Source organism: Bradyrhizobium embrapense, from assembly GCF_001189235.2.
In the GTDB taxonomy this organism is placed as follows: domain Bacteria; phylum Pseudomonadota; class Alphaproteobacteria; order Rhizobiales; family Xanthobacteraceae; genus Bradyrhizobium; species Bradyrhizobium embrapense.
The window spans coordinates 890,868-916,708 of record NZ_LFIP02000003.1; the positions used below are offsets into that span (position 1 = coordinate 890,868).

Consider the following 25,841-nt stretch of genomic DNA (forward strand, 5'->3'; position numbering starts at 1 on the left):
TTTGACGTCACACGGTGGTTGCAAATCTTCAAACCGCGGCTCTCCGGATTTATTCCAAAAATCATCGTGAGTGCGGCAAATTTGATGCGAGCTTGTACGACGGGTTGCCATCATACTGGCCAGTGAACTGACGCGACGAATGACGGATCGGTGAATGTTGCGACGAATTCTCCTCCTGGCCGTTTTGGCCGGCTTGATCGGCTTCGGTGTGTTCTGGTGGCTGACGATCCCCCTGACCGTGGCCGCGAGCGCGCTGCCCGCCTACCAGCCCAACCTGGCCAACGGGCTCACAACGTTCAATGCCGGAGGATGTTCCTCCTGCCACGCCGTGCCGAAGCAGGACGACCGCACGAGGCTCGGCGGCGGGCTCGCGATACCGTCGCCGTTCGGCACCTTCTATGCGCCGAACATCTCGCCCGACCCGAACGACGGCATCGGCCGCTGGAGCGAGGCTGATTTCGTCACCGCTGTCATGAAGGGCACCTCGCCGTCGGGGACGCACTATTTTCCGGCGTTTCCCTACACGTCGTATCAGCACGCCAGGGTCAACGACGTGCGCGACCTGTTCGCCTATTTGAAGACCTTGCCGCCGGTTGCCGGCAAGGTGCGCGACCACGATGTGCGGTTTCCCTTCAACATCAGGCGCAATGTCGGGGTCTGGAAATTCCTGTTCATGGACGGCAAGCCGTTCATCGCGGACGCGAGCCGCTCGGCGCATTGGTATCGCGGCGCCTATCTCGTCAACAGCTTCGGCCATTGCGCCGAATGCCACAGCCCGCGCAACTTCCTCGGCGGCATCATCACTTCGCAGCGCTTCGCCGGTGGCCCGAATCCGGAGGGCGAAGGTTGGGTGCCGAACATCACGCCGCGGGGGATCGCGGACTGGAGCGCGAAGGACATCGCCTATTTCCTCGAGAGCGGCCAGACGCCGGATGGCGATAGCGCTGGCGGATCGATGGTGCGCGTGATCCGGAACACCTCGCAGCTCTCGTCGAGCGATCGCGACGCGATCGCCGAGTACATCAAGTCGCTGCCGCCGGTCGAGGGACCGCCGAAGCCGGTGAAGAAGGAGAGGCAGTCCTAAGGCGTGTCCTACTTCGCGCCGAACGCCTTGAAGGTGATGATGGTGAGCGTGTCCTGGATGCCCGGGATCACCTGAACCTTCTCGTTGATGAAATGGCCGATGTCGGTGTCGTGGTCGACGTAGAACTTGACCAGGAGATCGTAATTGCCCGCGGTAGAATAGATCTCTGACGCAATCTCGGCTTCCGCCAGCGCGTTGGCGACGGTGTAGGACTGGCCGAGCTTGCATTTGATCTGGACGAAGAAAGGAACCATCAAAGTCGTCTCCGGGGATTTCCGTGACTATAGGCCCAAAACGGGCCGCCAAAGCAAGGGTCAAGGCAGCTCCAACCTGCGGTAAAGTCAGGCGAACTTGCTGCCGATGGGCTGCCGGGTTAGGACAGGCCATGATCTTGTTCGTGACGGTCTCATTCGTCTCAACCGCCGGTGCCGCACCATGACGCCGGTCGCGCTCACCATCGCCGGCTCGGATTCCTCGGGCGGGGCGGGCATCCAGGCTGACCTGAAGAGCTTTGCCGCGCTCGGGGTCTATGGCGCCTCGGCGATCACGGCGCTGACCGCGCAGAACACCACGGGGGTCAGCGGCATCCATCCGGTGCCGGCTTCGTTCGTCACCGCGCAGATCGATGCCGTGTTCTCCGATCTTAACGTCGGCGCGGTCAAGATCGGCATGGTGGCGCAGGCCGAGACCATCGTTGCGATCGCGGGCGCGCTGCAGCGCTGGGCGCCGCGCCACATCGTGCTCGATCCGGTGATGGTCGCGACCTCGGGCGACCGGCTGCTCGCAGCCGAGGCGGTCGATGCGCTGAAGACCATGTTGTTTCCGCTGGCCTCGCTGATCACGCCGAACCTGCCGGAGGTGGCGGCGCTGCTGAACGAGCCGGTCGCCTCGAGCGAGGCCGACGTCGAAGGGCAGGGCCGGCAATTGCTGGCGATGGGATGTCGCGCGGTGCTAGTGAAGGGCGGCCATGGGCACGGCACTGAGAGCATAGACTATCTGATTGACGGCGAGCGCAGCATCGCGCTCGCAGCGCCGCGCATCGCCACCGCCAACACGCATGGCACAGGTTGCTCGCTGTCATCGGCGATCGCAGCAGGGCTCGCGAAGGGTGAGGCGATGGAGACCGCTGTCCGCAATGCCAAGGCCTGGATCACGGATGCGATCGCCGCCGCCGATCGCTTCGCCGTCGGCCACGGCCACGGGCCGGTGCATCACTTCCACAAATATTATTGAGGCTCTTGTAGCCCGGATGGAGCGCAGCGAAATCCGGGCTGCACGTTCCGCGGACGCAACACCCCGGATTGCGCTTCGCTTCATCCGGGCTACGCATTCAACGCCGTTTCGAATGCGTGTTGTTCCCCGCGATATGCGCGCAACACAACGCCTGTTCTGCACAGCCGCCGCCGCCCATGTCGCCAGATTGTCGCACGCCGCTGTTATCCGCAGGGGAGGGGCGTGCTGCTGATTCTCGTTAGCTTTTTGTGGGGCCTTGGGTCGCGGGGATCGTCATCGCCTTGTCACAGGAAGCTGTTAGGTGCACAGGCATGGGAAGTGACTCCTTGAGTGAAGAAAGCCCCGAGCGGCGCTTTCGCACTTTGTTTATCTCCGATGTCCATCTCGGAGCCCGCGGTTCGCAAGCCGACCGCCTGCTGGACTTCCTCCGCTCTCACGATGCCGACACGATTTACCTCGTTGGTGATATCGTCGATGGCTGGGCGCTGAAGTCGAACTGGTACTGGCCGCAGACCCACAACGATTTCGTGCAGAAGATGCTGCGCAAGGCGCGCAAGGGCGCCAAGGTGATCTACGTCCCGGGCAACCACGACGAGTTCCTGCGCAAATATTACGGTACGCATTTCGGCGGCATCGACGTGGTGGAGAATACCGTTCACACCGGCGCGGACGGCAAGCGCTACCTCGTGATCCACGGCGACATCTTCGATCTCGTGGTGCAAAACGCGCGCTGGCTCGCCCATCTCGGCGACAAGGCCTACGACTTCGCGATCCAAATGAATCGCTTCGTCAACTTCTTCCGCAAGATGTTCGGCGTGCCGTACTGGTCGCTGTCGCAATGGGCCAAGCTCAAGGTCAAGAAGGCGGTGAACTATATCGGCGCGTTCGAGGCGACGTTGGCCGGCGAGGCGCGGCGTCACGGCTGCGACGGCGTGATCTGCGGCCACATCCACTACGCGACGATTCATGACGAGCACGGCATCCGCTACATGAATTGCGGCGACTGGGTCGAGAGCTGCACCGCGCTCGCCGAGCACGAGGACGGCCATTTCGAGATCATCACCTGGACCGACCCGGTGCGCCGGATCGCGCCAGTTCCGCGAGTGACGGCACGCGCTGCATGACGCATATCCTGGTCGCGACCGATGCGTGGCATCCCCAGGTCAACGGGGTTGTCCGCACGCTGACCATGATGGCACAGGCGGCGCAATCGCTCGGCGTCGAGGTGAGATTCCTGACGCCGGACGAGTTCCGCACCTTCGCGATGCCGAGCTATCGCGATTTGAGGCTGGCACTGCCGTACAGGGCCAAGGTCGCGAGCCTGATCGACGCGGCCAAGCCCGACAGCATCCATATCGCGACCGAAGGTCCAATCGGGCTGTCGGTCCGCCGCTATTGCCGCAAGCGCGGCCTGCCGTTCACGACGAGTTTCCACACCCGCTTTCCCGAATACGTCTCGGCACGGACGCCAGTCCCGGAAGCCTGGGTGTGGCGCGCGCTGCGCTGGTTCCACAAGCCGAGCCGGGCGGTGATGGCGGCGACCCCGGCGCTGGCTGCAGAGCTGCGCCAGCGCGGCTTCCGCAACGTGGTGCTATGGTCGCGCGGCGTCGATACCGCGCTGTTCCACCCGCGCGACGTCGACCTCTGCCTGCCGCAGCCGGTCTATCTCAGCGTCGGCCGGGTGGCGGTGGAGAAGAATCTCGAAGCGTTCCTGGATCTCGATCTACCCGGCACCAAGGTGGTGGTCGGCGACGGCCCGGCACGCGCGGCGCTGGAGCGGAGATATCCGGAAGTCGTGTTCCTCGGCGCCCGCCATGGGGAAGAATTGGCCGAAATCTATGCCGCGGCCGATGTGTTCGTTTTCCCGAGCCGCACCGATACGTTCGGTTTGGTGCTGCTTGAAGCCCTCGCCAGCGGCCTGCCGGTTGCCGCTTTTCCGGTCACCGGTCCTCGCGACGTGATCGGCGCGGCGCCGGTCGGTGTCCTCGACGAGGATTTGCGCCACGCTTGCCTGGAGGCGCTCAGCATCCCGCGGCAGGCCTGCGTCGATTTCGCCGCGCTCCACACCTGGCAGGCGTCAGCCCGGGTGTTCATCGACCGCTGCATGAACGTCCGCCCCGCGGCGCCCGACGGCGAGGGGGAGGTGTTCGAATTCGGTGCCGAGGAGCACCATTTGGCGGCCCTGCCGGCTCCTCATCCCACCTCACGCTAAAGCGTCTTGCCGGGTTGCCCGCGGCCGCGATAGAAATTACGGATGACGGACACCCCTCTCAATCCACCCGTCGCTGCTGCGGACATCGATGCCGCCGCAAGGGTGGTCGCGCCGTTCGCGGTGCGCACGCCGCTACTGACTTTCCCCGTTCTCAACGAACGCGTCGGCACCCAGGTCTTCCTCAAGCCCGAGATGCTGCAGCGAACCGGATCGTTCAAGTTCCGCGGCGCCTTCAACAAGCTCGCCTCGATCCCGCAGGACAAGCGGAGCGGCGGCGTCGTCGCGTTCTCCTCGGGCAACCACGCCCAGGGCGTTGCCGCGGCGGCAAAGATCCTCAACATGCAGGCGACCATCGTGATGCCTGCGGACTCCCCGCTCACCAAGCGCGAGCGGACCAAGTCTTATGGCGCCGAGGTCGTGCTCTACGATCGCGATCGCGACGACCGTGCGGCGATCGCGAGCGGTATCGCCAGCAAGCGTGGCGCGACGTTGGTGCCTCCCTATGACGATCCTCTGGTGATCGCGGGCCAGGGCACCGCCGGCCGCGAGATCGCCGAGGATATGGCGGCGCTCGGGCTGACGCCCGATATCGTCGTGGCGCCCGCATCAGGCGGCGGCTTGATCGCGGGCGTCGCCACCGCGGTGAAGGCAAAATATCCGCAGGCCCAGGTGATCGTCGCCGAGCCTGCGGGCTATGACGATCACGCCCTGTCGCTCAAGGTCGGCCATCGCGAGGCGCATCCGGTCGCCGCGCGCACCATCTGCGACGCGCTGATGGCGATGATGCCGGGCGAACTCACCTTCGCGATCAACAGCAAGCTGCTGGCGAATGGCGTCAGCGCGTCCGATGACGAGGTCGGCGCCGCCGTCGCCTTTGCCTATCGCGAGCTGAAGCTCGTGGTCGAGCCCGGCGGCGCGATCGGGCTCGCCGCGCTGCTGGCGGGGCGGATCGATGCCAAGGGCAAGAACGTCGTCATCGTGCTCTCCGGCGGCAATGTCGACGCCGACCTGTTCGCGAAGCTGGTCGCCTGACACCGGTATCTGAAACGAAGCGGGGGCAGGGCGGTACGCGCGCTGCCCCTGTTTCGTTGTGGCGTGCGGCCGATCAGTGCCTGAAGCCACCACGGTTGCCGCCACCCATTGCGCCAAAATGTGAGCCGGACGGACTTGGGTGGAACGAAGCACGGCTGCCGCTTGAACTCGTCCGGTTGCCCTGCATGCTTTGCCGCTCGGCGCGGAAGTGCTGCCTGCTGGCGTCTTTCATGGTTGCGTTCGACGTGGCCTTGCCGGCATTCGCGACGGGCAGGCCCGCAACCTTGCCTTTGCCGATTGAGCTCGGCATGCCGACCGGCTTCGCGCCGGATGCGGGCATGGTCACGATCTTGCCGACGGCCCCTTGCACGCCGGCATTGAGCGGCTGGAAGGTCTGACGATTCGACAGCCGCGTGAACTGCATCAGCGGGATTGCTTTCGGCTGCACCTGCAGCTTCAACGCCGACTGCGCGTAGGGGCTGCCAGCGAAATTGTCGTGGAAGGTCTTGTAGGCGAACGGCGTGTTGGCAAGCACCGCCTTGTGCCAGGCCGCGACCTGCAGCCAGTTCGTCAGCAGGAAGCGGATGCGCTCGCACAGCGGATCGCGCGGATAGAGCCGGATGAATTCCTCGTAGTAGTCCGGCCGGCCCTCCGACAGCACGAAGTCATAGGCCTGGCGCACCGAGCGGTTCGGCAGGTTCGATGCCATCTGCACGACCGGGCCATTCGCCGGCGCACGCGCTGACGCCATGGCGGTATCGCCGAAGAAATAGAAATCGGAGGTCAGCGACGAGCTTTCCCACGGTGTCTGCCGGCCGTCGGTCACGGAGTTGACGTCGAGGCGGATGCGCTTGAACAGCTGCTCGATCGGCAGATTGGGCTCGCGCGCCAGGCGCAGGAAGGCGTTGGTGTAGGGGCTGTGGCCGTTGCTGCCGTCCTGCGCTTCCATGCCGGGCGCGGTCGAATAGCCGACGATCGAGCCGCTCGGCGCGTCGACCACGGCAAGGCCGCGGCCGGCGTCGTTGACGTTGGGAAATGGATTGTTGCGGCAGGCATCGAGCACCACGATACGCATCCGGCTCGGGATGCTCTCAAGCGTGCCCATCACGTCGACGAGGCGCACCGCATTGCCGTCGAGGTCGGACGGCGTTGCGATCCTGGCATCGACCGGAATCAGGTAGTTCTCGCCGGCGAGCTGCACGCCGTGGCCGGCGTAGTAGATCATCGCGACCGTGCCGGGGCCGCGCGCCGCGACCTTGTCGGAGAAATCCTGCAACACCTTCACCATGTCGCTTTGCCTGAGATCGGTCGCGGCGATCACCTCGAAGCCGGCCGCGTTCAACAGCTCGGCCATCGACTGCGCGTCATTGCCGGGATTGGCGAGCTTTGGCGCATTCTCGTAGTTGGCATTGCCGATCACCAGCGCGACGCGCTGCTCGGGGCCGCGCAGCACGCCCGGCACCGCCGCCGCTGATGTCGCGGGCGAAGCCGCTTGGTCGATGGATTGTGCCGGCGTTTGCGCCGCATTGCCGACGGTGATGCCGCCGGTCTCGGCAGACGCTGTGCCCGATAGAGCGAGACTGAACAGGCCGAGCAATGCGGCGGATATCATGATGGATCTCAGGCGGACCATCGCGCGCTCCCAAAAGCTGGTCCCGGTGCGGGACCGGTCGCGGCAAGGCTAGGCGCGGAGGCGCCCGTCGTACGTGAGCTGGGTCACGCTGCGCGGGTGGTCAGTGGGAGAGGGATGCGCCGCGCGCCCGCGTCGGGCCTACGAGAAGAACGCGATCTTCTCGGCCTGGCTCATGCGGCGGATCGGCGCGAGCGGATCGTTGGCTGCGACGTTCGGCTTCTTCAGGAGGCCGCTGGCGATGATGGTCGAGCCGAGTGAGACTTCCGCCACGGGAGCTGGAGCCTCGACGGTGGTCGGGAGAGGCGGTGGTGCGGCCGCCGGCGCCGCGTCGATCAGAGCTGCAGCCATCGGCTGGGGCTCGACCTTGACCTCGACCGTCGGCTCGGGCGACGGTGCAGGCTCGGGCTGAATGGCCGGCGCATCCATTTCGGGCTCGGCCGCCATCGCCTCGGCGACGCGCAGCTCCTCGGCGGCGCGCATTTCTTCGGCGATCGCTTCTTCGTCGATCGGATCGGGCGCGCCCATCTCCATCGCGATGAGGTCGAGCACCGCTTCGTCCTGGGCGTCAGCGGCCGCCTCGGTGACACGCGCGAGTTCTGCGGCCTCGGCTTCGGCCAGCGCGGCCTCCGCCTTGAGCCATGCTTCGTTCGGCTCCGGCATGGCGGCCGCGGCAACCTCAACACTCGGCGTTGCGGCAGGCTTCGTGGCTTCGTCGGGCAGCGCTGCAGCGGCCTCTTGAGACGGAGCCGGTGGCGCAGCGGCGACAGTCGCGTCGGGCGCAGCGCTCTCGGCCACCGGCGGCGGGGAGGGCGCAGCAGCGGACGCTTCTGCAACCGGTGCTTCGGCAGCAGCAGGTTCAGCCGCTTGTGTCGTCTGCTTGTCCGGATCGAATTCGCCGAGCCGTCGGGCCAGCGCCGCGAAGGCGGCGTCCAGCACGGCCTTGGCGTCCTTCATCGAGACCTCGGCGGCGCCGGCTTCGATCGCGCTGGCCTGCGAATCGATGATGTCGCAGATCCGGCCGTCATTGCCGATCTCGCGCAGCCGCCAGGAGATTTCCCTGATCACCCGCACGCCCTTGCGCACCGGCGCGAGGTTCTGATCGAAGCTGATGCTGTCGAGCGCCGCGCTGGCGGAGGCCTGGGCGGCCTCGATCGCGCCGCGCAGGGCGCCCAGCGCCTGCGCCAGCTGCTCGTCCCTGATCGCCGCTGCGGCGGCCTGGCGCTGCGCGCTGAGGCTTTCCTCGATCCGCGCCACGGCGTCGAGCACCATGCTTGTATCGGCATTGCGGTTGCGCTTGGCGTATTCGCCGAGGAACCAGCGGCCCCGCGAGGTCTCCATGAAGGCCGCGCTGATCGCGGCATAGTCCTCCTCGCTCGGCAGGGCCGCGCGGGCGGATATCGGCGACAGGGCGAATGCTTCTTCGGCCATCACAATCTCTCCGCGCAAATCACTGCGCGTTGGGTTAACGATCACCACGATATCGCGCGAATCGCAATTGAATTGATGTCTTCCGAATCACAAATCCCCATCGCAGCAAAAGTTGCGTCGCGGCGATTCGCGCGCAGCCTCGCGGCATTCTATGCCACGACGTTCGGGATGACCGGGGTCCATTTGCCGTTCTTCACGGTGTGGCTGAAGGCGATCGGGGTCGATGCCACCTGGATCGGCTTCATCACCGCGGTGCCGCCGGTGACGCGCTTCACCGTGCTGCCGCTGGTCACGGCCACGGCGGAGCGGCGCCAGATGCTGCGCGGTGCGATGATCACCACGGGATTCGCGACCGCGGTGGGCTTTGCCGTGATCGGCACCCAGCACCAGCCGTTGGTGCTGCTCGCGGTCTATGCGCTGACCTGCTGCGTCTGGACGCCGATGGTGCCGCTCACCGACGCCTACGCGCTGCGCGGCGTCAGGCAATTCGGCCTGAGCTATGGACCGTTGCGGCTGTGGGGCTCGGCGGCCTTCGCGGTCTGCGCGCTGATCAGCGGGTTCCTGCTGCGCTATGTCGCGGAGGTCGATCTGATCTGGATCATCACCGCCGTGACCGTGCTCGGCGCCTTGGTCGGGCTGACCTTGCGGCCGCTGGGCCGGCCGGCGGCAGCTCATGCGCCGACCGCGGGCGCGCCAAAACTGCTGCGCGATCCCAGCTTCCTCGCGATCATCGTGTCCTCGGCGCTGATCCAGGGCAGCCATGGCGCCTATTACATCTTCGCATCGATCGCCTGGCAGCAGGCCGGTTTCAGCGGCCTGACCATCGCGGCCCTCTGGGTGCTCGGCGTGATCGCCGAGATCGTGCTGTTCGCGGCCTCGCCGCGCTTCACGCTGCCGTCGGCTGTGCTGGTGATGATCGCGGCCGCCAGCGCCGTGGCGCGCTGGGCGATCACCGCGCAGGATCCGCCGCTTGCAGTGCTTGCGGTGGTCCAGCTCGGACACGGCTTAAGCTTCGGCCTGACCCAGGTCGGCATCATGGGGCTGATGGTGCATCACGTGCCGCCTCATGTGATGGCGCGCGCGCAGGGTTATCTCACCGCCTGCGGCGGCATCGTCGCGAGCAGCACGGCGATCGTCAGCGGCATGGTCTATGCGCGCTTCGGGCTCGGCGTCTACGACATGATGGCGGCGATGGCGGCGACCGGCGGGCTGGTGATGTGGCTGGCGCGCAAACGACTAACCGACTAAAGCGCGATGCGATTAGGTTGAATCGTCACGCGCTTTAGCTTTTTGACTGAGCATGATCTTTTCGGAAAACCGCTTCGCACTTTTCCGGATCATGCTCTAGCCCCAGAGTGCGGCGTCGGGCGGATAGACCAGGCTGCCCTCGTAGCGCAGGCCCTCGTCGCGGTCCCTGGCCAGCAGCAGCGGGCCGTCGAGATCGACGAAGCGCGCGGCCTGCGCGATCAGCATCGCCGGCGCCATCGACAGCGAGGTCGCGACCATGCAGCCGATCATGATCTCGAAGCCGAGCGCGCGGGCGGCATCCGCCATCGCCAGCGCTTCGGTCAGCCCGCCGGTCTTGTCGAGCTTGATGTTGACGGCGTCGTAGCGGCCGCGCAGGCCTTCCAGCGAGGCGCGGTCATGCACGCTTTCGTCGGCGCAGACCGCAACCGGGCGCTTGATCCGCGCCAGCGCCTCGTCCTTGCCGGCCGGCAGCGGCTGCTCGATCAGCGTGACGCCGGCATCGGCGCAGGCTGCGAGATTGGCGGCGAGGTTGGCCTCGGTCCAGGCTTCGTTGGCATCGACGATCAGTTCGGTGGCCGGCGCGGCCCTGCGCACGGCGGCGATCCGCGCGGCGTCGCCATCGCCGCCGAGCTTGACCTTGAGCAGCGCGCGATGGCCGGCCTTCGCGGCGGCCTCCGCCATCGCCTCTGACGTTCCGAGCGAGATCGTATAGGCGGTGGTGCGCGGCTCCGGCGCAGGCCGGCCGAGCAGGTTCCAGATCCGCCTGCCGGCGCGTTTGGCCTCAAGGTCCGCCAGCGCGCAATCCAGCGCATTGCGGGCGGCACCGGCGGGCATGCGGGCCTGCACGGCGATCCGGTCCGTGCCATGGGCGAGCGGCTCCTGCATCGCCTGTATCGCCTGCAGCGTCGCCTCGGGCGTTTCGCCATAGCGCGGGTAGGGCACGCATTCGCCGCGGCCAATGAGGCCGCCCTGGCTCACCTCGGCGACCACGACGACAGCCTCGGTCTTGGCGCCGCGGCTGATCGTAAAGGCTCCGGCGATCGGCCAGCGCTCGATCCGGCTGTTCAGGGAAACAGCTCCTTGCGGGGTGGAAGTCATTTTAAAGTCTACTATTTCCTGAAGCCTAGCTTGCGGCGCGCAACCAACTATGGCTGGTTAGCGGCAGATTCGACAAGCCGATCCGGCATCGCCGGAAATCTGAGTGAGCGGCGGCCAGCCGGCTTGAGGGGTAGGCATAAGGTGAGCGGCGACCCGACACTGGAGCGGATAGCCCAAGGCGAAGGACTGGCGTTGTGCGCGGCGGGCAACTGGACGGCCCGCTTTGCCCCTGCGCTCGAGCGGATCGTCTCCGACGCCGAGAAGCTGCGCGGCAGCCGGCCGCACATCTTCATCGACGTGTCGCAGGTCGCGAGCCTCGACACGTTCGGCGCCTGGCTGATCGAGCGGCTGCGCCGCAGCCTCAGCGATGCCAGCGCCGAGGCGGAGATCGCGGGCCTTTCGGCCAATTATTCCAGCCTGGTCGACGAGGTCCGCCGCGTCGGCCCCGCGCCCAAGGCCGCGAGCGAATCGCTGCTGATATCGGGCATGCTCGAGCAGATCGGGCGCACCGTGGCCGGAATCGGCGGTACCGTCATCGGCCTCGTCGACATGCTCGGTGCGGTGCTGGCCGCGGCGGCCAAGGTGCTGATCCATCCGCGCAGCTTCCGCTTCACCTCGACGGTGCATCACCTCGAGCAGGTCTGTTTGCGCGCGGTGCCGATCGTGGTGCTGATCACCTTCCTGATCGGCTGCATCATCTCGCAGCAGGGCATCTTCCATTTCCGCAGGTTCGGCGCCGACATCTTCGTAGTCGACATGCTCGGCGTACTGGTGTTGCGCGAGATCGGCGTGCTGCTGGTCGCGATCATGGTCGCGGGCCGCTCCGGCTCGGCCTATACCGCCGAGCTCGGCTCGATGAAGATGCGCGAGGAGATCGACGCGCTGCGCACCATGGGCTTCGATCCGATCGAGGTCCTGATCCTGCCGCGCATGCTGGCGCTGGTGCTGGCGCTGCCGATCCTGGCCTTTCTCGGCGCGATGGCCGCGCTCTATGGCGGTGGCCTGGTGGCCTGGCTCTATGGCGGCGTCGATCCGGAAGCCTTCCTGCTTCGCCTTCGTGATGCCATATCGATCGACCATTTCATCGTCGGCATGGTCAAGGCGCCTGTCATGGCGGCGGTGATCGGCATTGTCGCCTGCGTCGAGGGGCTGGCGGTGCAGGGCTCGGCGGAGTCGCTCGGCCAGCACACCACCGCATCGGTGGTGAAGGGAATCTTCTTCGTGATCGTGATGGACGGCGTGTTCGCGATCTTCTTCGCCTCGATCGGGATGTGATCATGGCCGAGCAGGAGGACGCCATCATCCGGGTCCGCGACGTCACCGTTCAATTCGGCTCCACCCGCGTGCTCGACGGCCTCGACCTCGACGTCAAGCGCGGCGAGATCCTCGGCTTCGTCGGCCCGTCGGGCGCCGGCAAGTCGGTGCTGACGCGCACCATCATCGGCCTTGTGCCGAAGGTCTCCGGCCGCATCGAGGTGTTCGGCGTCGATCTCGATGCCGCGAACTCGTCGCAGCGCCGCGCCGTCGAGCGGCGCTGGGGCATCCTGTTCCAGCAGGGCGCGCTGTTCTCCTCGCTCACGGTGCGCCAGAACATCCAGTTTCCGGCGCGCGAATACCTGCGCGTCTCGCAGCGGCTGCTCGACGAGATCATGGTGGCGAAGCTGGTGATGGTCGGCCTGAAGCCCGAGGTCGCCGATCGCTACCCGTCGGAACTTTCCGGCGGCATGATCAAGCGTGTCGCGCTGGCGCGCGCACTCGCGCTCGATCCGGAGCTCGTGTTTCTCGACGAGCCGACCTCGGGCCTCGATCCGATCGGCGCCGGCGATTTCGACGAGCTGGTACGCACCCTGCAGCGCACTTTGGGGCTGACCGTTTTCATGGTAACCCACGACCTCGACAGTCTTTACACCGCGTGCGACCGGATCGCCGTTTTAGGGAACGGTAAGATCATTGCTGCAGGATCGATCGCCGACATGAAGGCATCGCAGCATCCATGGCTGCAGCAATATTTCAACGGCAAGCGCGCCCGTGCCGTTGTGGCCTAGCCCATGATCCCGAAATCTGGAGCCGATTTTCGGACGAGATCATGCGCCAACAGGAAATTCGACGGGCTCGAACGCAGCCTGGCTGCGCGCGGGCCCAAGAGTTATGAACGCGAGTAGGTGATGGAAACGCGGGCGAACTACGTCTTGATCGGGGCTTTCACGCTGGCGGTGATCGCCGCGGCGTTCGGCTTCGTGCTGTGGTTCCAGAGCCTGCACACCACCAAGCAGCGCAGTCCTCTGCGGGTGATCTTCGAGGGGCCGGCGTCCGGCCTGCGCAACGGCGGCAATGTCAATTTTAACGGTATCCGGATAGGGGAGGTCGTGTCGGTTAAGCTCGACAATCCGAGGCGCGTGGTCGCGCTGGCGATGATCGAGAACAACGCACCGCTGCGCAAGGACACCCTGGTCGGCCTCGAATTCCAGGGCCTGACCGGGGTCGCCGCGATCTCGCTGAAGGGCGGCGAGGAGGCCGCGCCGCCGGTGCCGCTGGACGAGGACGGCATCCCGGTTCTGACCGCCGACCCGAACGCGCTGCAGGACGTCACCGAGGCGATCCGCGCCACCCTGCAGAACGTCAACCGCATCGTCGCCGACAATCAGCAGTCGGTGAAGAATTCGCTGAAGAATCTCGAAGTCTTCACCCAGGCCTTGGCGCGCAATTCCGAGAAGATCGACAACGTCATGCTCAAGGTCGACGGCGTGATGGGCAAGGCCGACAATCTGATGCTGGGCCTCAATGCGATCGCCGGCGGCAACAACGGCAGCGAGCTGAACCTGATGGTGAAGTCGATCCGCGAGCTCGCCGACAACGTCGACAAGCGCACCAATCTCCTGATCAATGACGGCCGCCGCACGCTCGCCGACATCAGCCGCGCCGTGAACAATTTCGACCGCAACCCGAGCCGGGTGATCTTCGGCGGCAGCAACAACGCCGCGCCCGAGCCCGCGCCGGCGCCCGCCGCAGCACCAACCGGGCCGCGGCGCCGGCAATGATGGGCGGCGAATGGTGAGTGGCGAATAGCGAATAGGGTTCGCTGTCGGACACATCCGTCATTGCGAGGAGCGCAGCGACGAAGCAATCCATTGCTCCCGCAAGCGGCGAATTGGATTGGTTCGCTCCGCTCGCAATGACGGTGGCTGACGCGGTCGCGGTGCGTCGACACGTCGTTCGCGGATCCATTCACGCGAACCCAAGCAAAAACGGAGGCCGTTGGGCCTCCGTTTCCACTCACTATTCGCTATCAGCCATTCGCCAGCTTTACCCCAGCCGTCCCGCCGCGTGGGCGAGCAGGGTGTAGACCAGCCCGGTCTCCGAGGTCAGGTGGCCGGCCAGCTCCTGCTGGCCGCGGCCTTCGCGGGCGACTTCGTCGAGCAGGCGCTCGAACTCCGCGATGTAGCGGTCGACCGTCTGCTTGAAGCCGCGGTCGGCGCGGTACTTGCGGGCCACTTCATCGAAGGCCTTCTGGCCGGCCGGCGTGTAGAGGCGCTTGGAGAACGCCTTGTTCTCGCCGCGCTGGTAGCGATCCCACATCTCGGCCGCGAGGGTGCGGTCCATCAGCCGGCCGATGTCGAGCGAGAGCGATTCCAGCGGATTGGCGGCCGGCTGCGGTTGCTGCGGACGCGGGCGCTGTTGGGCATCGCGGCCCTGCGGGGCAGGCGGCGGAGCGTCGCTGCGGTTGAGCAGGTCGGACAGCCAGCCATCGCCGTTGTTGGGGCTGGCCGGGCTGACCGACGGAGCCTCGGTGCGGCGCGAGGTCGCCATGCCGAGATCAGGCGGCGGCAGGGTCGAGGCGCTGTTGCCGTTGTCCCGCACGCTGTCGCGCATGCGCACGTCGCCGCGGCCGCCGGCGGCAGCCATGATCGGCTCCTCGTGGCGGACGCTGGCGCGGCTGGTCGAAACCACGTCGAGCCCGCGGCCGTGATGGGCGACGATGCGGTTCAGCTCGGCGAGCGCCTCGATCTGGTCGACGATCACCTTGCGCATCTGCGCGGTGTTCTCTGCGGCCTCCTGCGGCATTTCCAGCACGCCGCGGCGCAGCTCGTTGCGGGTGGCCTCGAGCTCGCTGTGCATCTCGCTCGCCATCTGCTTCATCGCCGCGACCATCGCGGAGAACTTCTCCGTCGATTCCCTGAACATCGCATCCGTCTCGGCGTTGCTCTGCTGGTAGAGGTCGTTCATGGCGTCGACGGTCTGCTGACGCTCGTTCTCGGCGGCCAGGCGCACCGCCTCGAACTGCTTGCTGATCGCAGCCGAACCGGCACCCGCGGTCTCCGCCACCACGCGCGCGATGTCGCGGGCGCGTTCTTCGGCCGCGCTGAGCGATTCATCGAGCAGCCCGGTGAAGCGCGACAGCCGCTGGTCGAGATCGGTGGTGCGCAGGTCGATGGTGGTGACCAGCGATTCCAGCTCCGACTTGCGTTCGCTGACGGAGGTCGTGGTCGAACGGTTGGCCTGTTCGACCACGGCAGCCGCCTCGATCAGCGCCTTGCCATGGGTCTCGAACTGGCTCGACAGCGCGCTGAGATCTTCCAGCGCCTTGCCGGTCTTGCTGTTGAACACCGAGAGCTGGTCTTCCAGCGTCTGGGTCGCCACGCCGTTGCGCGAGGTGACGTCGTTCATGGCGGACACGAAGTCGGCGACGCGGGTCACCAGCGCGCGCTCCAGCGAGTTGAGGTTGTCGTGGGCGCCGGTCAGCACTTCCTGCAGCAGGATGTTGCCCTCGCGCAGCCGCTCGAACAGCGCGACCGTATCGGTGCGCAGGATCTTGCTGGTCTCCTGCATCTCCGTGACGGCCGAGATCGAGACCTGGCGCGACTGGTCGATCGCCGCGCGCGAGGCCTGCTCGAGCTCCTTGAGCGACTTCGCTACCGCGCCGGTCGCCTGGTCGCCGGCCGAGGTGATGTTGCGTGCGACATCGCTGCCGTGCGCCGCCATCGACTGCGAGAAGGCGAGGCCACGGGTTTCGATCGCCTTCAGCGCATCCGCGGTGGCGCGATCCATGTCGTTCGACAGCTGCGTGGTCTTGGCGGTCAATGCCTCGACCAGCGAGCCGCGGCGGCCGTCGACTATCTGCGACAGCCGCTCGGTCTGCTGCTGCACATAGGTGACGATCTCGTCGGTCTTGCTGGTCATCGCCGAGCCGAATGCGCTGGACGCGGACAGCACCGAGCGCTCGATGTCGGCGGAGGTCGTCTTGACCTTGGTCGAGACCTCGTTGGACATGTTGACAAGTGCGGCCTGGGCGTTCTGCGCAGAGGTCTGGATGTTGTCGGTGGTCTTGGCCGTGACCGAGCCCAGCGCGCGCTCGATGTCGGTCGAGAGCGTGCGGATCTGGGCGGCGGCATCGGCGGAGGTCGCCGCAAACGAGCTCTGGGCCTCGCGGGCGCTGCTCAGGATGGTCTGTGCGGTCTCCGCGCTGGCGGTGGTCAGCGAGCGCTCGATCTCGACGGAGATCGCGCGGATCTGGGTTGCGGCCTCGTTGGAGGTCGCCACGAACGAGTTCTGGGCATCGCGGGCACTGCCGAGGATCGACTGCGCGGTGTTGGTGCCGACCGACGTCAGGGTGCGCTCGACATCGGCTGCCAGTGACTTGACGTGGTTGGCTGCTTCCGTCGACGCCGTGACGAGGGTGTTCTGCGCCTCGCGAGCGCCGGCCGTCAGCACCTCGATGGTGCCGGAACCGGCCATCGACAGCGCGCGCTGGATATCGGCGGCAAGCGCCGTCACCTTGGTCGCAGACTCGGTCGAGGCGTTGACCAGCATGCTCTGGGCTTCGCGCGCGCCCGACGTGATCGATTCCGCAGTGGCGGAGCCGGCCATCGACAGCGAGCGCTCCATGTCGGCCGCAAGGGTGCGGACCAGATCGGCGGCCTCGGTGGAGGCACCGGCCAGCGTGCTCTGGGCCTCGCGGGCGGAGGCGACGATGGCTTCCGCGGTGGCGGAGCCGGCCATCGACAGCGAGCGCTCGATGTCGGCCGACAGGGTGCGGACCAGGTTGGTGGCGTCGGTCGACGCGCCGGCCAGCGTGCTCTGGGCCTCGCGGGCGGAAGCGACGACGGCCTCCGCGGTCGCGGTGCCGGCAGTCGAGAGCGAGTGCTGGATGTCGGCCGCGAGCGTGCGGACGAGGTTGGCGGCCTCGGTCGACGCGCCGGCCAGCGTGCTCTGGGCTTCGCGGGCGGAGGCGACCACGGCTTCCGCGGTCGCGGAACCGGCCATCGACAGCGAGCGCTCGACGTCGCTGGCGAGCGACTTGACCTGGCCGGTGACGTCGGCCGACGTCGCGATCAGGGTGGTCTGGGCCTCGCGGGCGCCAGTCATGATCGCTTCGGCGGCGGCAGAGCCGGACATCGACAGCGATTGCTCGACGTCGGCGGCCAGCGCCTTGACCTGGCTGGCGGCTTCGGCCGAGGCCGAGACCAGCGTGGTCTGGGCGTCGCGCGCGCCCGACAGCACCGAGGCTGCGGTGGCGCTGCCGGCGGCCTGCAGGGTGCGCTCGACGTCCTCCGACAGCGCCTTGATCTGCGAGGCGACGTCGCCGGATGCGGAGACCAGCGAGACCTGGGCGTCGCGGGCACTGGTGAGGATCGAGTTGGCGGCGCTGGTGCCGACGGCGGTCAGCACGCCCTCGACCTCGGCCGAGCTCAGCTTGAGCTGGTTGCCGACATCCGCGGACACGCTGAGCAGCGCCTGCTGCGCGGTGCGCGCGCCGGTCTGGATGGTTTCGCTGGTGTTGACCACGAGATTGGTCAGCGAACGCTCGGCGTCCTCGACATGGGACTTGATGCTCGACGACAGCAGCTCGGCGCGGGACATCAGGTCCTCGCTCGCCTGGCGGCCGCTGCTCTCGATGCGGCCGGCAACGGCCTCGACGCGCGAGCCGAGCAGGTCCTCGAACTGCGCGACGCGGGTGTCGATGTCACCGGCGATGACGCCGACGCGGCTCTCGATGCCCTGCTGGATGTCGGCGAAGCGCGCCGAGATGGTGTCGGTGAGATTCGAGCTGTGGCCGCTGATGGTCTCGACGAGGCGGCTGTTGTGAGCGTTGATGGTGTCGGCGAGGCGGGTGCTGTGGCCGTTGATGGTGTCGACCAGGCGGACGCTGTGGCCGTCGATCGTCTCGGTGACGCCGTTGATGCGATGGTCGATCGCGGCGATCGCCTGCACGGTGCCCTCGGTCAGGGTAGTGGTGAGCAGGCCGAGGCGCGAGTCGATCGAGTGGATCGCCTGGGTGGCGCCTTCGGTCAGCTGGGTCGCTAGCGTGCCGAGATGGCCATCGATGGTATCGGTGACCGACTTGGCGCGGCTCTCGAAGGTGACTTCGAGCGTCCGCATGCGGCCGTCGATCGCGTCGTCCAGCGACTGCAGGCGGCCGTCGAACGAGCCGATCTTGCTGGCGAGCGATGAGTCGAACGAAGACAGCTTGTCGGTCAGCGAGGCGTCGAGACTGGTGACGCGGCTGCCGAGCGTGGTCTCGAACTGCAGCAGGCGCTGGTCGAGCGAAGCGGTGATCTCGCCGCTATTGGCGGTGACGCGATTGTCGAAGGTGTCGACATAGGTCTTCAGGCTGTCGGCGATGTCCTGGGTCCGCTGGCCCATGCGCTCGACGATGTCGCCGCCGAAGGTCTTCACGGTGCGGTCGAATTCCGAGATGTGGCGGGTGATCAGCGCGCCGAGCGTGCCGGAGTCGCGGGCGAATTTCTCGGCGAGCTCGCTGCCGTGGTTCTTCACCAGGTCGTCGAACGCGCTCATCTGCAACGATAGCGAATCGTGCGCGGTCTCGGTCTGGCCCACCACCTTGGCGACCAGCGAATTGACGGTGACGTCGAGCGCCTCGCTCGCCCGGTCGCCGGAGGTCATGATCTGGCCGGCGAGGCGGTTGCCGGCGTCGTCGATCTTGCTGACGAGGTCGTTGCTGCGCAGCTCGAGCTCGAGCAGCAGCGAGTCCGCGGAGTTCTTCAGGGAGTCGTGGACTTCCTCGGTGCGGTCGGAGATGCCGTCGACGATCGCGGACGAACGCTGCTCGAACTCGCCGGTGATGCGGTCGATGCGCTCGTTCAGCATCTCGTGGACGCGATCGGCCAGATCGACGAACTCGTCATGGACGTGGCCGGTCTTGAAGTTGAGGCTGGTGGTGAGCCGCTCGGAGGCGTCCATCACCGCGCGCGTGGTCTCGGCGCTGGCTTCCTCGAGGCGGTCGAGCAGGTCGCCGCCGCGCTCGCCGAGCGCGAGGATCATGTTGTCGCCGGCATGGCTCAGCGCGGTCGTGATGTGCTGGCCGCGCTCTTCCAGCGCGCCGGTGATGCTCTTGGCGACCTCGTCGACGCGCGAGGCGATCGCGTCCGAGATCAGCGCGATGTCGTGGCGCAGGTCGATCTGCACGCCGGAGATCGCGCTGCGCACCTGCTCGGCCTGGCCGACCAGGTTGTCGCGCTGGTGGGCGATGTCCTGCAGCAGTGCGCGGATGCGCACTTCATTGTCGGAATAGGCGCGCTCCAGCGCCGCCACCTCGTTGGCAACCAGGGTCTCGAGTTCGCCGGCGCGCGCGATCGCGCGTTCGACGCCGTCGCCCATCGCCGCGACCTCGCGGCGGATCGCCTGGCCGACCGTCACCATGGAATCGGCGGCGGCGTTTTCCGGCTCGGAGAATCGCATCGCGACCTGCGCCATCGATTGCGCGATCATCTGCATGCGCTGGCCGTGCGAGGCGAGGCTGGCGAGATAATAGAACAGCAGCACCGGAACGGCGAACAGCGCGGCGAGGCCGGCGAGCACCAGGACGCCGGTGCCCTGGGCCATCGAAGCCTGCAGCGCCGGCCAGAACGCGATGGTGAGAATGACGCCGCCGAGCAGCCAGGCGCCGGAGCAGACGAAGAACAGCGTGAAAGCGTTGCGGGCGCGGCCTCCCTGCAGCGTCTGCAGCATCTGGCCGATGGTCTCGCGATCGTCATTGGCGGCGCGGCGCGGCGCACGCGGCTCCTCGATCGGCTCGAACACCGAACGATCGCTGTTCGGACGGGGTTCGAACGATGCGGCGGAAAAATCCGGAGCTTGTGGCGGCAGGTTCGGCGGCGCGGCGCCGTCGTTGAGGGGGCTGCGGTTCTCGGCGCCTTGTTCGCTGATGTTGAGGGCTTCCTGGATGGCAGAAAGCGCGACTTCTGTGGGATCTTTGACCTTCTTGGGAGTGTTCGCCATGTTCAGTCTGAGCCCTCTCACTAATTTACGCGTCGGCGAGCTTGCGATTGTCCCCGCGCAAGCTCGAAGCCGGTGCCCACAAGCGGAGCACAAGCGGCCCCCTCCGGCGGCTTGTCCGCTACATCCGCAAACATCCTATTGGGAGAGCGATGCGAATGAAATGCTTGCGATTAATACTTTCTTAATCATCGTTAACAGCTTTGCGCCATAAGGCCTTATCGGTACTCGAAATTCCCGCCGCAGAGGGCCGATTGTGTCCGGAAATTGTCCAGAATCGGGCGGTTTTGCCGATCATCCCGACAACAATTCGTTAACCAGTTTCGTGATTGGCTGGCCAACGGTCCGCCGGTGAAGGCCCGGCAGAGACGACAGGGACAGGCCATGCCGCTTCATCTCGAACGGGTTGAATGGACCCAATCGCCGCCGCTCGCGCCGGGCGCCGGTCCGATCGACGTCGAGCACCTCAGGCGGATGACGCTGGGCGATCCGGGGCTGGAGCGCGAAGTGCTGGCGATGTTCTGGAGCCAGTCGGCCCGGATCCTTGGCGAGCTGGCTGCCTTGCCGCCCGAGGCCACGACCCATGCCCACACCCTGAAAGGCTCGGCGCGGGCGATTGGCGCCTTCGGCGTCGCCGAGGCGGCCGCCAACCTGGAAACCGCGCTGACCGCCGGTTCCGACCCGGCCCAGCCGCTCGCCGCGCTGGGGGCCGCGATTGCCGAGGCGCGCACGGCGATCGAGCTGATTCTGGGTCGCTCCTAGGCTTTCCCGCATCGCAACGGCTTGCGCCAACGGCGGGCGCCGTCCCGGCCGGCTGGCAGGTTTTCGGTCTCCGCGCTAGCGCTGTGCAGATCGACCCGTTATACGACTGCCCGGGACCTTTCCAACCATCGTCCGGCGCATTCCGGCAGCACGAGCAATCATGGCCAAAATCCACTTTATCGACCATTCCGGAGAGAAACGCTCCATTGATATCGAGAACGGCGCGACGGTGATGGAAGGCGCGATCCGCAACGCCATTCCCGGCATTGAAGCCGAATGCGGTGGCGCCTGCGCCTGTGCGACCTGCCATGTCTATGTCGATGAAGCGTGGCGCGAGAAGGTCGGCGCACCGTCGCCGATGGAAGAGGATATGCTGGATTTCGGCTTCGACGTGCGTCCGAACTCGCGGCTGTCCTGCCAGATCAAGGTGACCGACGATCTCGACGGGCTGGTCGTGTCGACGCCGGAGCGGCAAGCTTAAGATCGCTTATTCGCCGTCCGGGTTCACACCGCGACGGACCCAGCGGCGGAAGTTCTGCTTGACCTCCGCCGGCAATGGCGTCGGTCGGCGCGTGGCCTCATCGATCATCACGGTGATCGCTTTCGCCGATGCCACGCATCTCCCTTCCGAAAATACCACCTGATCGAACGTGGCCGACGTCCGTCCGAACTTGACCAGACCGAGCCCGAGCTCGATCTGGCCCGGCCAGTGCAACTCGGCGCGGAAATGGATGTCGAGCCGCACCATGATCCAGCCGAGCCCAGCCGGCATCAGCCCCATGCTGCGGTCTTTCACCAGCGTGACGCGGCCGGTCTCGAAATATGTTGCATACACCGCGTTGTTGACGTGCCCGTTCGGGTCGAGATCGGCAAAGCGCACATTGTCGGACAGGCGATAAGGGAAATCTTCCAGGCGCGGCGCGTCATCCGCGCGGATAGGGGCGTTCACGAGATTTGATCTCCGTCAGTTTCCGTCCATACAGCCGAGTTATGAAGGCTCGGCAAGGGGTTGCCGCGCCAGCGTCTACCCCTATTATGCATGTCCCGATCCGATACCTCCTGGCTGGACAGGCAACGGCCGCCCCGGTCGATTTCAATGGAAAAGAAGCGGACATGAGCGAAGCGATCAAGACCGATGTGCTGATTATTGGCGCGGGCCCCTGCGGACTGTTCGCCGTGTTCGAACTGGGCCTGCTCGACATGAAGGTGCATCTGGTCGACATCCTCGACAAGATCGGCGGGCAGTGCGCCGAGCTCTATCCCGAGAAGCCGATCTACGACATTCCCGGCATTCCCTTCGTCACCGGCCAGGGCCTCACCGACCAGCTGATGGAGCAGATCAAGCCGTTCAATCCGACCTTCCATCTCAACGAGATGGTGGAGAGCATCGAGAAGATCGGCGATCCCTTGTTCCGCGTGAAGACCGATGCCGGCAAGGAGTTCGAGTGCAAGGTCGTGGTGATCTCCGCGGGCGGCGGCTCGTTCCAGCCGAAGCGTCCACCGGTGCCGGGCATCGAGGCCTATGAAGGCACGTCGGTGTTCTATGCGGTGCGCAAGATGGAGCAGTTCCGCGACAAGAACATCCTGATCGTCGGCGGCGGCGACTCCGCGCTCGACTGGACGCTCAATCTGCATCCGATCGCCAAGCGCATCACGCTGCTGCATCGACGCGACGATTTCCGCGCGGCGCCGCACAGCGTCGAGCAGATGCGCGCGCTGGTTTCGGGCGGCAAGATGGATCTCAAGATCGGCCAGGTCACCGAGCTGGAAGGTGCGGGCGGCCAGGTTTCCGGCGCTCACGTCAAAGGCAACGACAATGCGATGAGCAAGGTCGACTGCGATACGATCCTGCCGTTCTTCGGGCTCACCATGAAGCTCGGTCCGGTGGCGAACTGGGGCGTCGCGCTGGAGAACAATCTGGTGCCGGTCGACACCGCAGCATTCGAGACCAACATTTCGGGCATCTTCGCGATCGGCGACATCAACACCTATCCGGGCAAGCTGAAGCTCATTCTCTCCGGCTTCCACGAGGGCGCGCTGATGGCGCAGAAGGCGCACCGCTACGTGTATCCCGACAAGCGGCTGGTGTTCCAGTACACAACCTCGTCATCCAGTTTGCAGAAGAAGCTTGGAGTGAACTGATTCCACTCCAACAGCGACCAATGCCAGGGGCATGGGCCATTGCCCGTCCGGCGCGGGTACTGGAACACTCCGCGAAATGGCCGTAGTCTGCTCGTAATCGAGTTTGTCGATTGATCAGGTGATGATGATGCGGAACACGCTATCCAGACTTCGGCTGATCTTGGCGGTCGCCACGGCCTTTGCGCTAGCTGCTCCGCTTGCAGCTTCGGCGGCCGAGCTATCGGCGGCCGGCCTCTGGCAGAAGGTCGAGGACGGCAAGCCGGAAGGCTGGTTCCTGGTGATCGAGCGCAACGGCCTGTTCGAAGGCATGATTGCAAAGATGTTCTCAGCGCCCGGCGATCCGCCCAATCCGGTCTGCTCGAAATGCACCGACGATCGCAAGGACATGCCATGGCTTGGCATTCCCCTGATCCGCGACATGAAGCGCAATGGGCTGGCCTATGAAGGCGGCAACGTGCTCGATCCGCGCAACGGCAAGGTCTACAAGGCCAAGATGACGCTGAGCGCCGATGGACAGACGCTCACCATGCGCGGCTATCTCGGCATCTCGCTGTTCGGCAAGGACGAGGTCTGGACCCGGCTGCCGGACACGGCGCTGGCGCAGCTCGATCCCGCAATCGTCGCCAAATATCTGCCATCGCAAGCCGCCGCGATGAAGCCGCCGCCTCCGGCGCCCTTGCCGGCGACGAAGCGGCACTGAAGCGGCACCAAAAAGCTCTCACGCTCCGATTGGGATCACGTTCGCTCGCGGCCGCAAGCGTGCGGTTGCGCGTGCAGCATTCAGCGTCGCTCCGGTGCGGTCGGCAATGGCGCGACCGGCTCGGAGATCACCTCGGGCACGGTGGTGTTCAATCGCAGCACGGTAGCGGCTGCGGGCACCGCGGCGTCGGCCATCGCCGCATGACCTTCCGCGCTCGGATGCACCGCGCCGCCATACACCGCCGACAGGATGCCCCATGTCGCGTCGTGGATGTCGGTCGGCTGCATCGAGGACGGCAGGCCCTGCGGGTAGGTCATCGCCGCGAAATAGCTGTCATTGGCGTCGCGGATCCAGCGTGCGCGCGGCAGGTAGGCGCGGTACTCGCCGGCGCTGCGGCCGCATTTGAGCGGCTGGCTTGCCGCGGCGACGATGTCCGAGACGAAGCTGTCGCCGTTGGCGGCGAAGCAGTCGCGGTCGAACTCCGGATCGGTCGAGGCGCGCGCGCAGAAGCCGTGGCTTGCAAACGCATCCTGGTGCGCATCGACGAATGTCATGCGGTCGGCCTGCGGATTGCGGCAGATGATGCCGGACTGGCACTGCGCGATCGCCTTGAGCTGCGGCAGGAACTCGTTCTGCACGAAGCCCGAGACCGCCGCGAGCCGCTTCGGATCGGCGTTGAACGAGGGATGGATCTCGAAGCCGGCGCGGCCGCCGGGGCAGGGCGCGCCGCCATTGGCCAGCGCCGGATTGGCGTAGGCCGTGTAGATCACGTGCGAGAGGTCGCCACCGACCAACGGCTTCAGCGCATCGCGCAGCTTGGCGAAATCGGCCGGCAGGTCGCGCGCCAAAGCCGAGCGGGCATCGTCGACGCTGGCCATCGAGCCGCCCTTGAACAGCGTACGTTCCGTCGGCGTGTCGACGATCACGTTGGCGACGAGGCCGGAGAAATAGATGTCGTTGGCGCCGATCGACAGCAGCACGAGGTCGAGCGTGCGGTCCGGCTGGCGGCGCTTGGCGGCTGCCATTGCCGTACGCAGCTCCGCGATCTGGCCGTTGACGGTGCCCGAGCAGGTGCTGGCGGTCTTCGTCGGCAGGCATTCCCGCGCCTGCTGCGAGCCGAGCAGGCCGTCGGCGATGGTGGCGCCGGTGCAGGCCAGCGGCAGATAGGTCACCGCGATGTGCGGATATTGCACGGCGAGCGCAAGCGCGGTGCGGGTCTGGTAGCTGTACAGCGAACGATGACAGGCCGAGTTGAGCCACAGCGCGCTCTGGCGCTGCCAGTTGGTCAGGGTGTCGGGCGCTTCGCAGGCACGGCCGCCTTTGAAGCCGGCACGGCTCGGCCGATAATATTGCGCTCCGCCGAGATAGGAGCGGAAGCAGAACCCTTCGTCGGAGAGCGCGATCGCGCGATCGGGATTGCCTTCGCCGGATGCGATGCTGTCGCCGAGGCCGGCGATCAGCAAGTCGCGCACCGCGATCTGGGTGGTCACGCGCTGGTTGGCATCCGCGCCGCTGGCGATGTCGACGGTCGCGACCGTGGTGCGGCCGTAGCGGACGCGCAGATTGACCGGCTCGGCGCAATCGAATGTCGAGGATTGCGGCCCGTCGCCATCGTCGAACGACCAGGCGCAGGTCGCGCCGACCGGAACCGGACCGGTCAGCCGCACGACGATCGGGTGATCGATCGGCGTCAGATAGCTTTCCTTGACGTTGTCGCGCGTGCAGGGCTCGTTGACGCGGCCCTGCAGGTCGATGCAGAGCCGGTTGACCGTGTTGCGCGCCCAGCCGCGGCCGTCGCTTTGCAGTTCCAGCGCCTGTTCCGAGGCCAACACGCTGCGGCCGAGCCCGCTTTCGACGTGCAGGCGGAAGTCGCGTTCCTCACGGAACAACCGGAAGCGGTTGCGGACCTCCCAGGAGATCGAGAGCTGGTCATCCTGCGCGTCCGCGGCTGAAGCCAATACCGCCGCGAGCGCGCTGCCGAGCAGCATGCTGCAAACCGTGACACGAAATGAAAATCGAACCAAAAAGCCAATCA

20 protein-coding genes are annotated in these 25,841 nt (G+C 66.3%); 13 read left to right on the forward strand and 7 right to left on the reverse strand.

What is annotated here, in order from left to right; genetic code table 11:
* Positions 1-154: 154 nt before the first annotated feature.
* Positions 155-1,084 carry a c-type cytochrome gene (locus AKN83_RS18180; protein ID WP_050403540.1) on the forward strand — a complete coding sequence of 310 codons (930 nt, stop codon included), beginning with the start codon at positions 155-157 and terminating at the stop codon, positions 1,082-1,084.
* Positions 1,085-1,092: 8 nt separating this feature from the next.
* Here the strand turns inward: AKN83_RS18180 and AKN83_RS18185 are convergent, their stop codons facing one another.
* Positions 1,093-1,338 (reverse strand): Lrp/AsnC ligand binding domain-containing protein, encoded by a 246-nt coding sequence (locus AKN83_RS18185; RefSeq protein ID WP_016845986.1) that lies wholly within the window; start codon positions 1,336-1,338, stop codon positions 1,093-1,095.
* A gap of 181 nt (positions 1,339-1,519) precedes the next feature.
* Between AKN83_RS18185 and thiD the strand changes: the two genes are divergently transcribed.
* From thiD to AKN83_RS18205, 4 genes are all read left to right on the forward strand, one after another.
* Entirely contained in the window at positions 1,520-2,317 is a 798-nt protein-coding gene (gene thiD / locus AKN83_RS18190) for a bifunctional hydroxymethylpyrimidine kinase/phosphomethylpyrimidine kinase (RefSeq protein WP_050403539.1), read from the forward strand.
* Positions 2,318-2,628: 311 nt separating this feature from the next.
* On the forward strand, positions 2,629-3,441 hold the full coding sequence (locus AKN83_RS18195) for a UDP-2,3-diacylglucosamine diphosphatase (RefSeq protein ID WP_050403538.1): 813 nt from the start codon (positions 2,629-2,631) through the stop codon (positions 3,439-3,441).
* Positions 3,438-4,529 carry a glycosyltransferase family 4 protein gene (locus AKN83_RS18200; RefSeq protein WP_050403537.1) on the forward strand — a complete coding sequence of 364 codons (1,092 nt, stop codon included), beginning with the start codon at positions 3,438-3,440 and terminating at the stop codon, positions 4,527-4,529. Before AKN83_RS18195 ends, AKN83_RS18200 begins: the two co-directional genes overlap by 4 nt.
* A 42-nt stretch (positions 4,530-4,571) precedes the next feature.
* Entirely contained in the window at positions 4,572-5,561 is a 990-nt protein-coding gene (locus tag AKN83_RS18205; protein WP_050403536.1) for a threonine/serine dehydratase family protein, read from the forward strand.
* A gap of 73 nt (positions 5,562-5,634) precedes the next feature.
* Here the strand turns inward: AKN83_RS18205 and AKN83_RS18210 are convergent, their stop codons facing one another.
* Positions 5,635-7,194, reverse strand: a complete 1,560-nt coding sequence (locus AKN83_RS18210) for a caspase family protein (protein WP_430641563.1) — start codon at positions 7,192-7,194, stop codon at positions 5,635-5,637.
* A 138-nt stretch (positions 7,195-7,332) separates the two neighbouring features.
* Positions 7,333-8,622: a hypothetical protein gene (locus AKN83_RS18215; RefSeq protein ID WP_050403535.1), complete on the reverse strand. Its 1,290-nt coding sequence runs from the start codon at positions 8,620-8,622 to the stop codon at positions 7,333-7,335.
* A 75-nt stretch (positions 8,623-8,697) separates the two neighbouring features.
* On the opposite strand from AKN83_RS18215, the gene AKN83_RS18220 reads away from it, so the two are divergent.
* Positions 8,698-9,870, forward strand: a complete 1,173-nt coding sequence (locus AKN83_RS18220; protein WP_050403534.1) for an MFS transporter — start codon at positions 8,698-8,700, stop codon at positions 9,868-9,870.
* Positions 9,871-9,966: 96 nt separating this feature from the next.
* On the opposite strand, the gene dgcA is transcribed toward AKN83_RS18220, so the two are convergent.
* Complete coding sequence (gene dgcA, locus AKN83_RS18225; RefSeq protein ID WP_050403533.1) at positions 9,967-10,968, reverse strand: N-acetyl-D-Glu racemase DgcA; 1,002 nt, start codon at positions 10,966-10,968, stop codon at positions 9,967-9,969.
* Positions 10,969-11,109: 141 nt separating this feature from the next.
* Here dgcA and AKN83_RS18230 point away from each other — a divergent pair, with 141 nt between their 5' ends.
* The 3 genes from AKN83_RS18230 (at position 11,110) to AKN83_RS18240 (ending at position 14,006) form a co-directional block, all read left to right on the forward strand.
* On the forward strand, positions 11,110-12,243 hold the full coding sequence (locus AKN83_RS18230; RefSeq protein WP_050403532.1) for an MlaE family ABC transporter permease: 1,134 nt from the start codon (positions 11,110-11,112) through the stop codon (positions 12,241-12,243).
* 2 nt (positions 12,244-12,245) lie between these two features.
* Positions 12,246-13,013 (forward strand): ABC transporter ATP-binding protein, encoded by a 768-nt coding sequence (locus AKN83_RS18235; RefSeq protein ID WP_050403531.1) that lies wholly within the window; start codon positions 12,246-12,248, stop codon positions 13,011-13,013.
* Positions 13,014-13,133: 120 nt separating this feature from the next.
* On the forward strand, positions 13,134-14,006 hold the full coding sequence (locus tag AKN83_RS18240; protein ID WP_063695396.1) for an MlaD family protein: 873 nt from the start codon (positions 13,134-13,136) through the stop codon (positions 14,004-14,006).
* Between the two features lie 265 nt (positions 14,007-14,271).
* On the opposite strand, the gene AKN83_RS18245 is transcribed toward AKN83_RS18240, so the two are convergent.
* Positions 14,272-20,205, reverse strand: a complete 5,934-nt coding sequence (locus tag AKN83_RS18245; protein WP_063695397.1) for an apolipoprotein A-IV repeat region-like domain-containing protein — start codon at positions 20,203-20,205, stop codon at positions 14,272-14,274.
* 381 nt (positions 20,206-20,586) lie between these two features.
* Between AKN83_RS18245 and AKN83_RS18250 the strand changes: the two genes are divergently transcribed.
* Together AKN83_RS18250 and AKN83_RS18255 are read left to right on the forward strand one after the other, a co-directional pair.
* Positions 20,587-20,964 (forward strand): Hpt domain-containing protein, encoded by a 378-nt coding sequence (locus tag AKN83_RS18250; RefSeq protein WP_050403530.1) that lies wholly within the window; start codon positions 20,587-20,589, stop codon positions 20,962-20,964.
* Between the two features lie 160 nt (positions 20,965-21,124).
* Positions 21,125-21,445 (forward strand): 2Fe-2S iron-sulfur cluster-binding protein, encoded by a 321-nt coding sequence (locus AKN83_RS18255; RefSeq protein WP_029085343.1) that lies wholly within the window; start codon positions 21,125-21,127, stop codon positions 21,443-21,445.
* Between the two features lie 6 nt (positions 21,446-21,451).
* On the opposite strand, the gene AKN83_RS18260 is transcribed toward AKN83_RS18255, so the two are convergent.
* Positions 21,452-21,913, reverse strand: coding sequence for an acyl-CoA thioesterase (locus tag AKN83_RS18260; RefSeq protein ID WP_050403529.1), 462 nt, complete (start codon positions 21,911-21,913; stop codon positions 21,452-21,454).
* A gap of 164 nt (positions 21,914-22,077) precedes the next feature.
* Here AKN83_RS18260 and AKN83_RS18265 point away from each other — a divergent pair, with 164 nt between their 5' ends.
* Together AKN83_RS18265 and AKN83_RS18270 are read left to right on the forward strand one after the other, a co-directional pair.
* A complete protein-coding gene (locus AKN83_RS18265; protein WP_050403661.1) occupies positions 22,078-23,106 on the forward strand; it encodes an NAD(P)/FAD-dependent oxidoreductase in 1,029 nt (342 codons plus the stop codon).
* A 127-nt stretch (positions 23,107-23,233) separates the two neighbouring features.
* A complete protein-coding gene (locus AKN83_RS18270; protein ID WP_050403660.1) occupies positions 23,234-23,806 on the forward strand; it encodes a DUF2147 domain-containing protein in 573 nt (190 codons plus the stop codon).
* 80 nt (positions 23,807-23,886) lie between these two features.
* Here AKN83_RS18270 and AKN83_RS18275 read toward each other — a convergent pair whose 3' ends face one another.
* Positions 23,887-25,794, reverse strand: a complete 1,908-nt coding sequence (locus tag AKN83_RS18275; protein ID WP_172803573.1) for an SGNH/GDSL hydrolase family protein — start codon at positions 25,792-25,794, stop codon at positions 23,887-23,889.
* Between the last annotated feature and the right edge of the window lie 47 nt (positions 25,795-25,841).

Excerpts from the sequence above, each read along its gene's own strand:
- AKN83_RS18210 (WP_430641563.1), bottom strand. The coding sequence starts at position 7,194 with ATGGTCCGCCTGAGATCCATCATGATATCCGCCGCATTGCTCGGCCTG.
- AKN83_RS18250 (WP_050403530.1), top strand. The coding sequence starts at position 20,587 with ATGCCGCTTCATCTCGAACGGGTTGAATGGACCCAATCGCCGCCGCTC.
- AKN83_RS18195 (WP_050403538.1), top strand. The coding sequence starts at position 2,629 with ATGGGAAGTGACTCCTTGAGTGAAGAAAGCCCCGAGCGGCGCTTTCGC.
- AKN83_RS18185 (WP_016845986.1), bottom strand. The coding sequence starts at position 1,338 with ATGGTTCCTTTCTTCGTCCAGATCAAATGCAAGCTCGGCCAGTCCTAC.
- dgcA (WP_050403533.1), bottom strand. The coding sequence starts at position 10,968 with ATGACTTCCACCCCGCAAGGAGCTGTTTCCCTGAACAGCCGGATCGAG.
- AKN83_RS18180 (WP_050403540.1), top strand. The coding sequence starts at position 155 with ATGTTGCGACGAATTCTCCTCCTGGCCGTTTTGGCCGGCTTGATCGGC.
- thiD (WP_050403539.1), top strand. The coding sequence starts at position 1,520 with ATGACGCCGGTCGCGCTCACCATCGCCGGCTCGGATTCCTCGGGCGGG.
- AKN83_RS18270 (WP_050403660.1), top strand. The coding sequence starts at position 23,234 with ATGCGGAACACGCTATCCAGACTTCGGCTGATCTTGGCGGTCGCCACG.
- AKN83_RS18200 (WP_050403537.1), top strand. The coding sequence starts at position 3,438 with ATGACGCATATCCTGGTCGCGACCGATGCGTGGCATCCCCAGGTCAAC.
- AKN83_RS18265 (WP_050403661.1), top strand. The coding sequence starts at position 22,078 with ATGAGCGAAGCGATCAAGACCGATGTGCTGATTATTGGCGCGGGCCCC.
- AKN83_RS18205 (WP_050403536.1), top strand. The coding sequence starts at position 4,572 with ATGACGGACACCCCTCTCAATCCACCCGTCGCTGCTGCGGACATCGAT.
- AKN83_RS18275 (WP_172803573.1), bottom strand. The coding sequence starts at position 25,794 with ATGCTGCTCGGCAGCGCGCTCGCGGCGGTATTGGCTTCAGCCGCGGAC.
- AKN83_RS18255 (WP_029085343.1), top strand. The coding sequence starts at position 21,125 with ATGGCCAAAATCCACTTTATCGACCATTCCGGAGAGAAACGCTCCATT.
- AKN83_RS18235 (WP_050403531.1), top strand. The coding sequence starts at position 12,246 with ATGGCCGAGCAGGAGGACGCCATCATCCGGGTCCGCGACGTCACCGTT.
- AKN83_RS18220 (WP_050403534.1), top strand. The coding sequence starts at position 8,698 with ATGTCTTCCGAATCACAAATCCCCATCGCAGCAAAAGTTGCGTCGCGG.
- AKN83_RS18240 (WP_063695396.1), top strand. The coding sequence starts at position 13,134 with ATGGAAACGCGGGCGAACTACGTCTTGATCGGGGCTTTCACGCTGGCG.
- AKN83_RS18215 (WP_050403535.1), bottom strand. The coding sequence starts at position 8,622 with ATGGCCGAAGAAGCATTCGCCCTGTCGCCGATATCCGCCCGCGCGGCC.
- AKN83_RS18245 (WP_063695397.1), bottom strand. The coding sequence starts at position 20,205 with ATGGCGAACACTCCCAAGAAGGTCAAAGATCCCACAGAAGTCGCGCTT.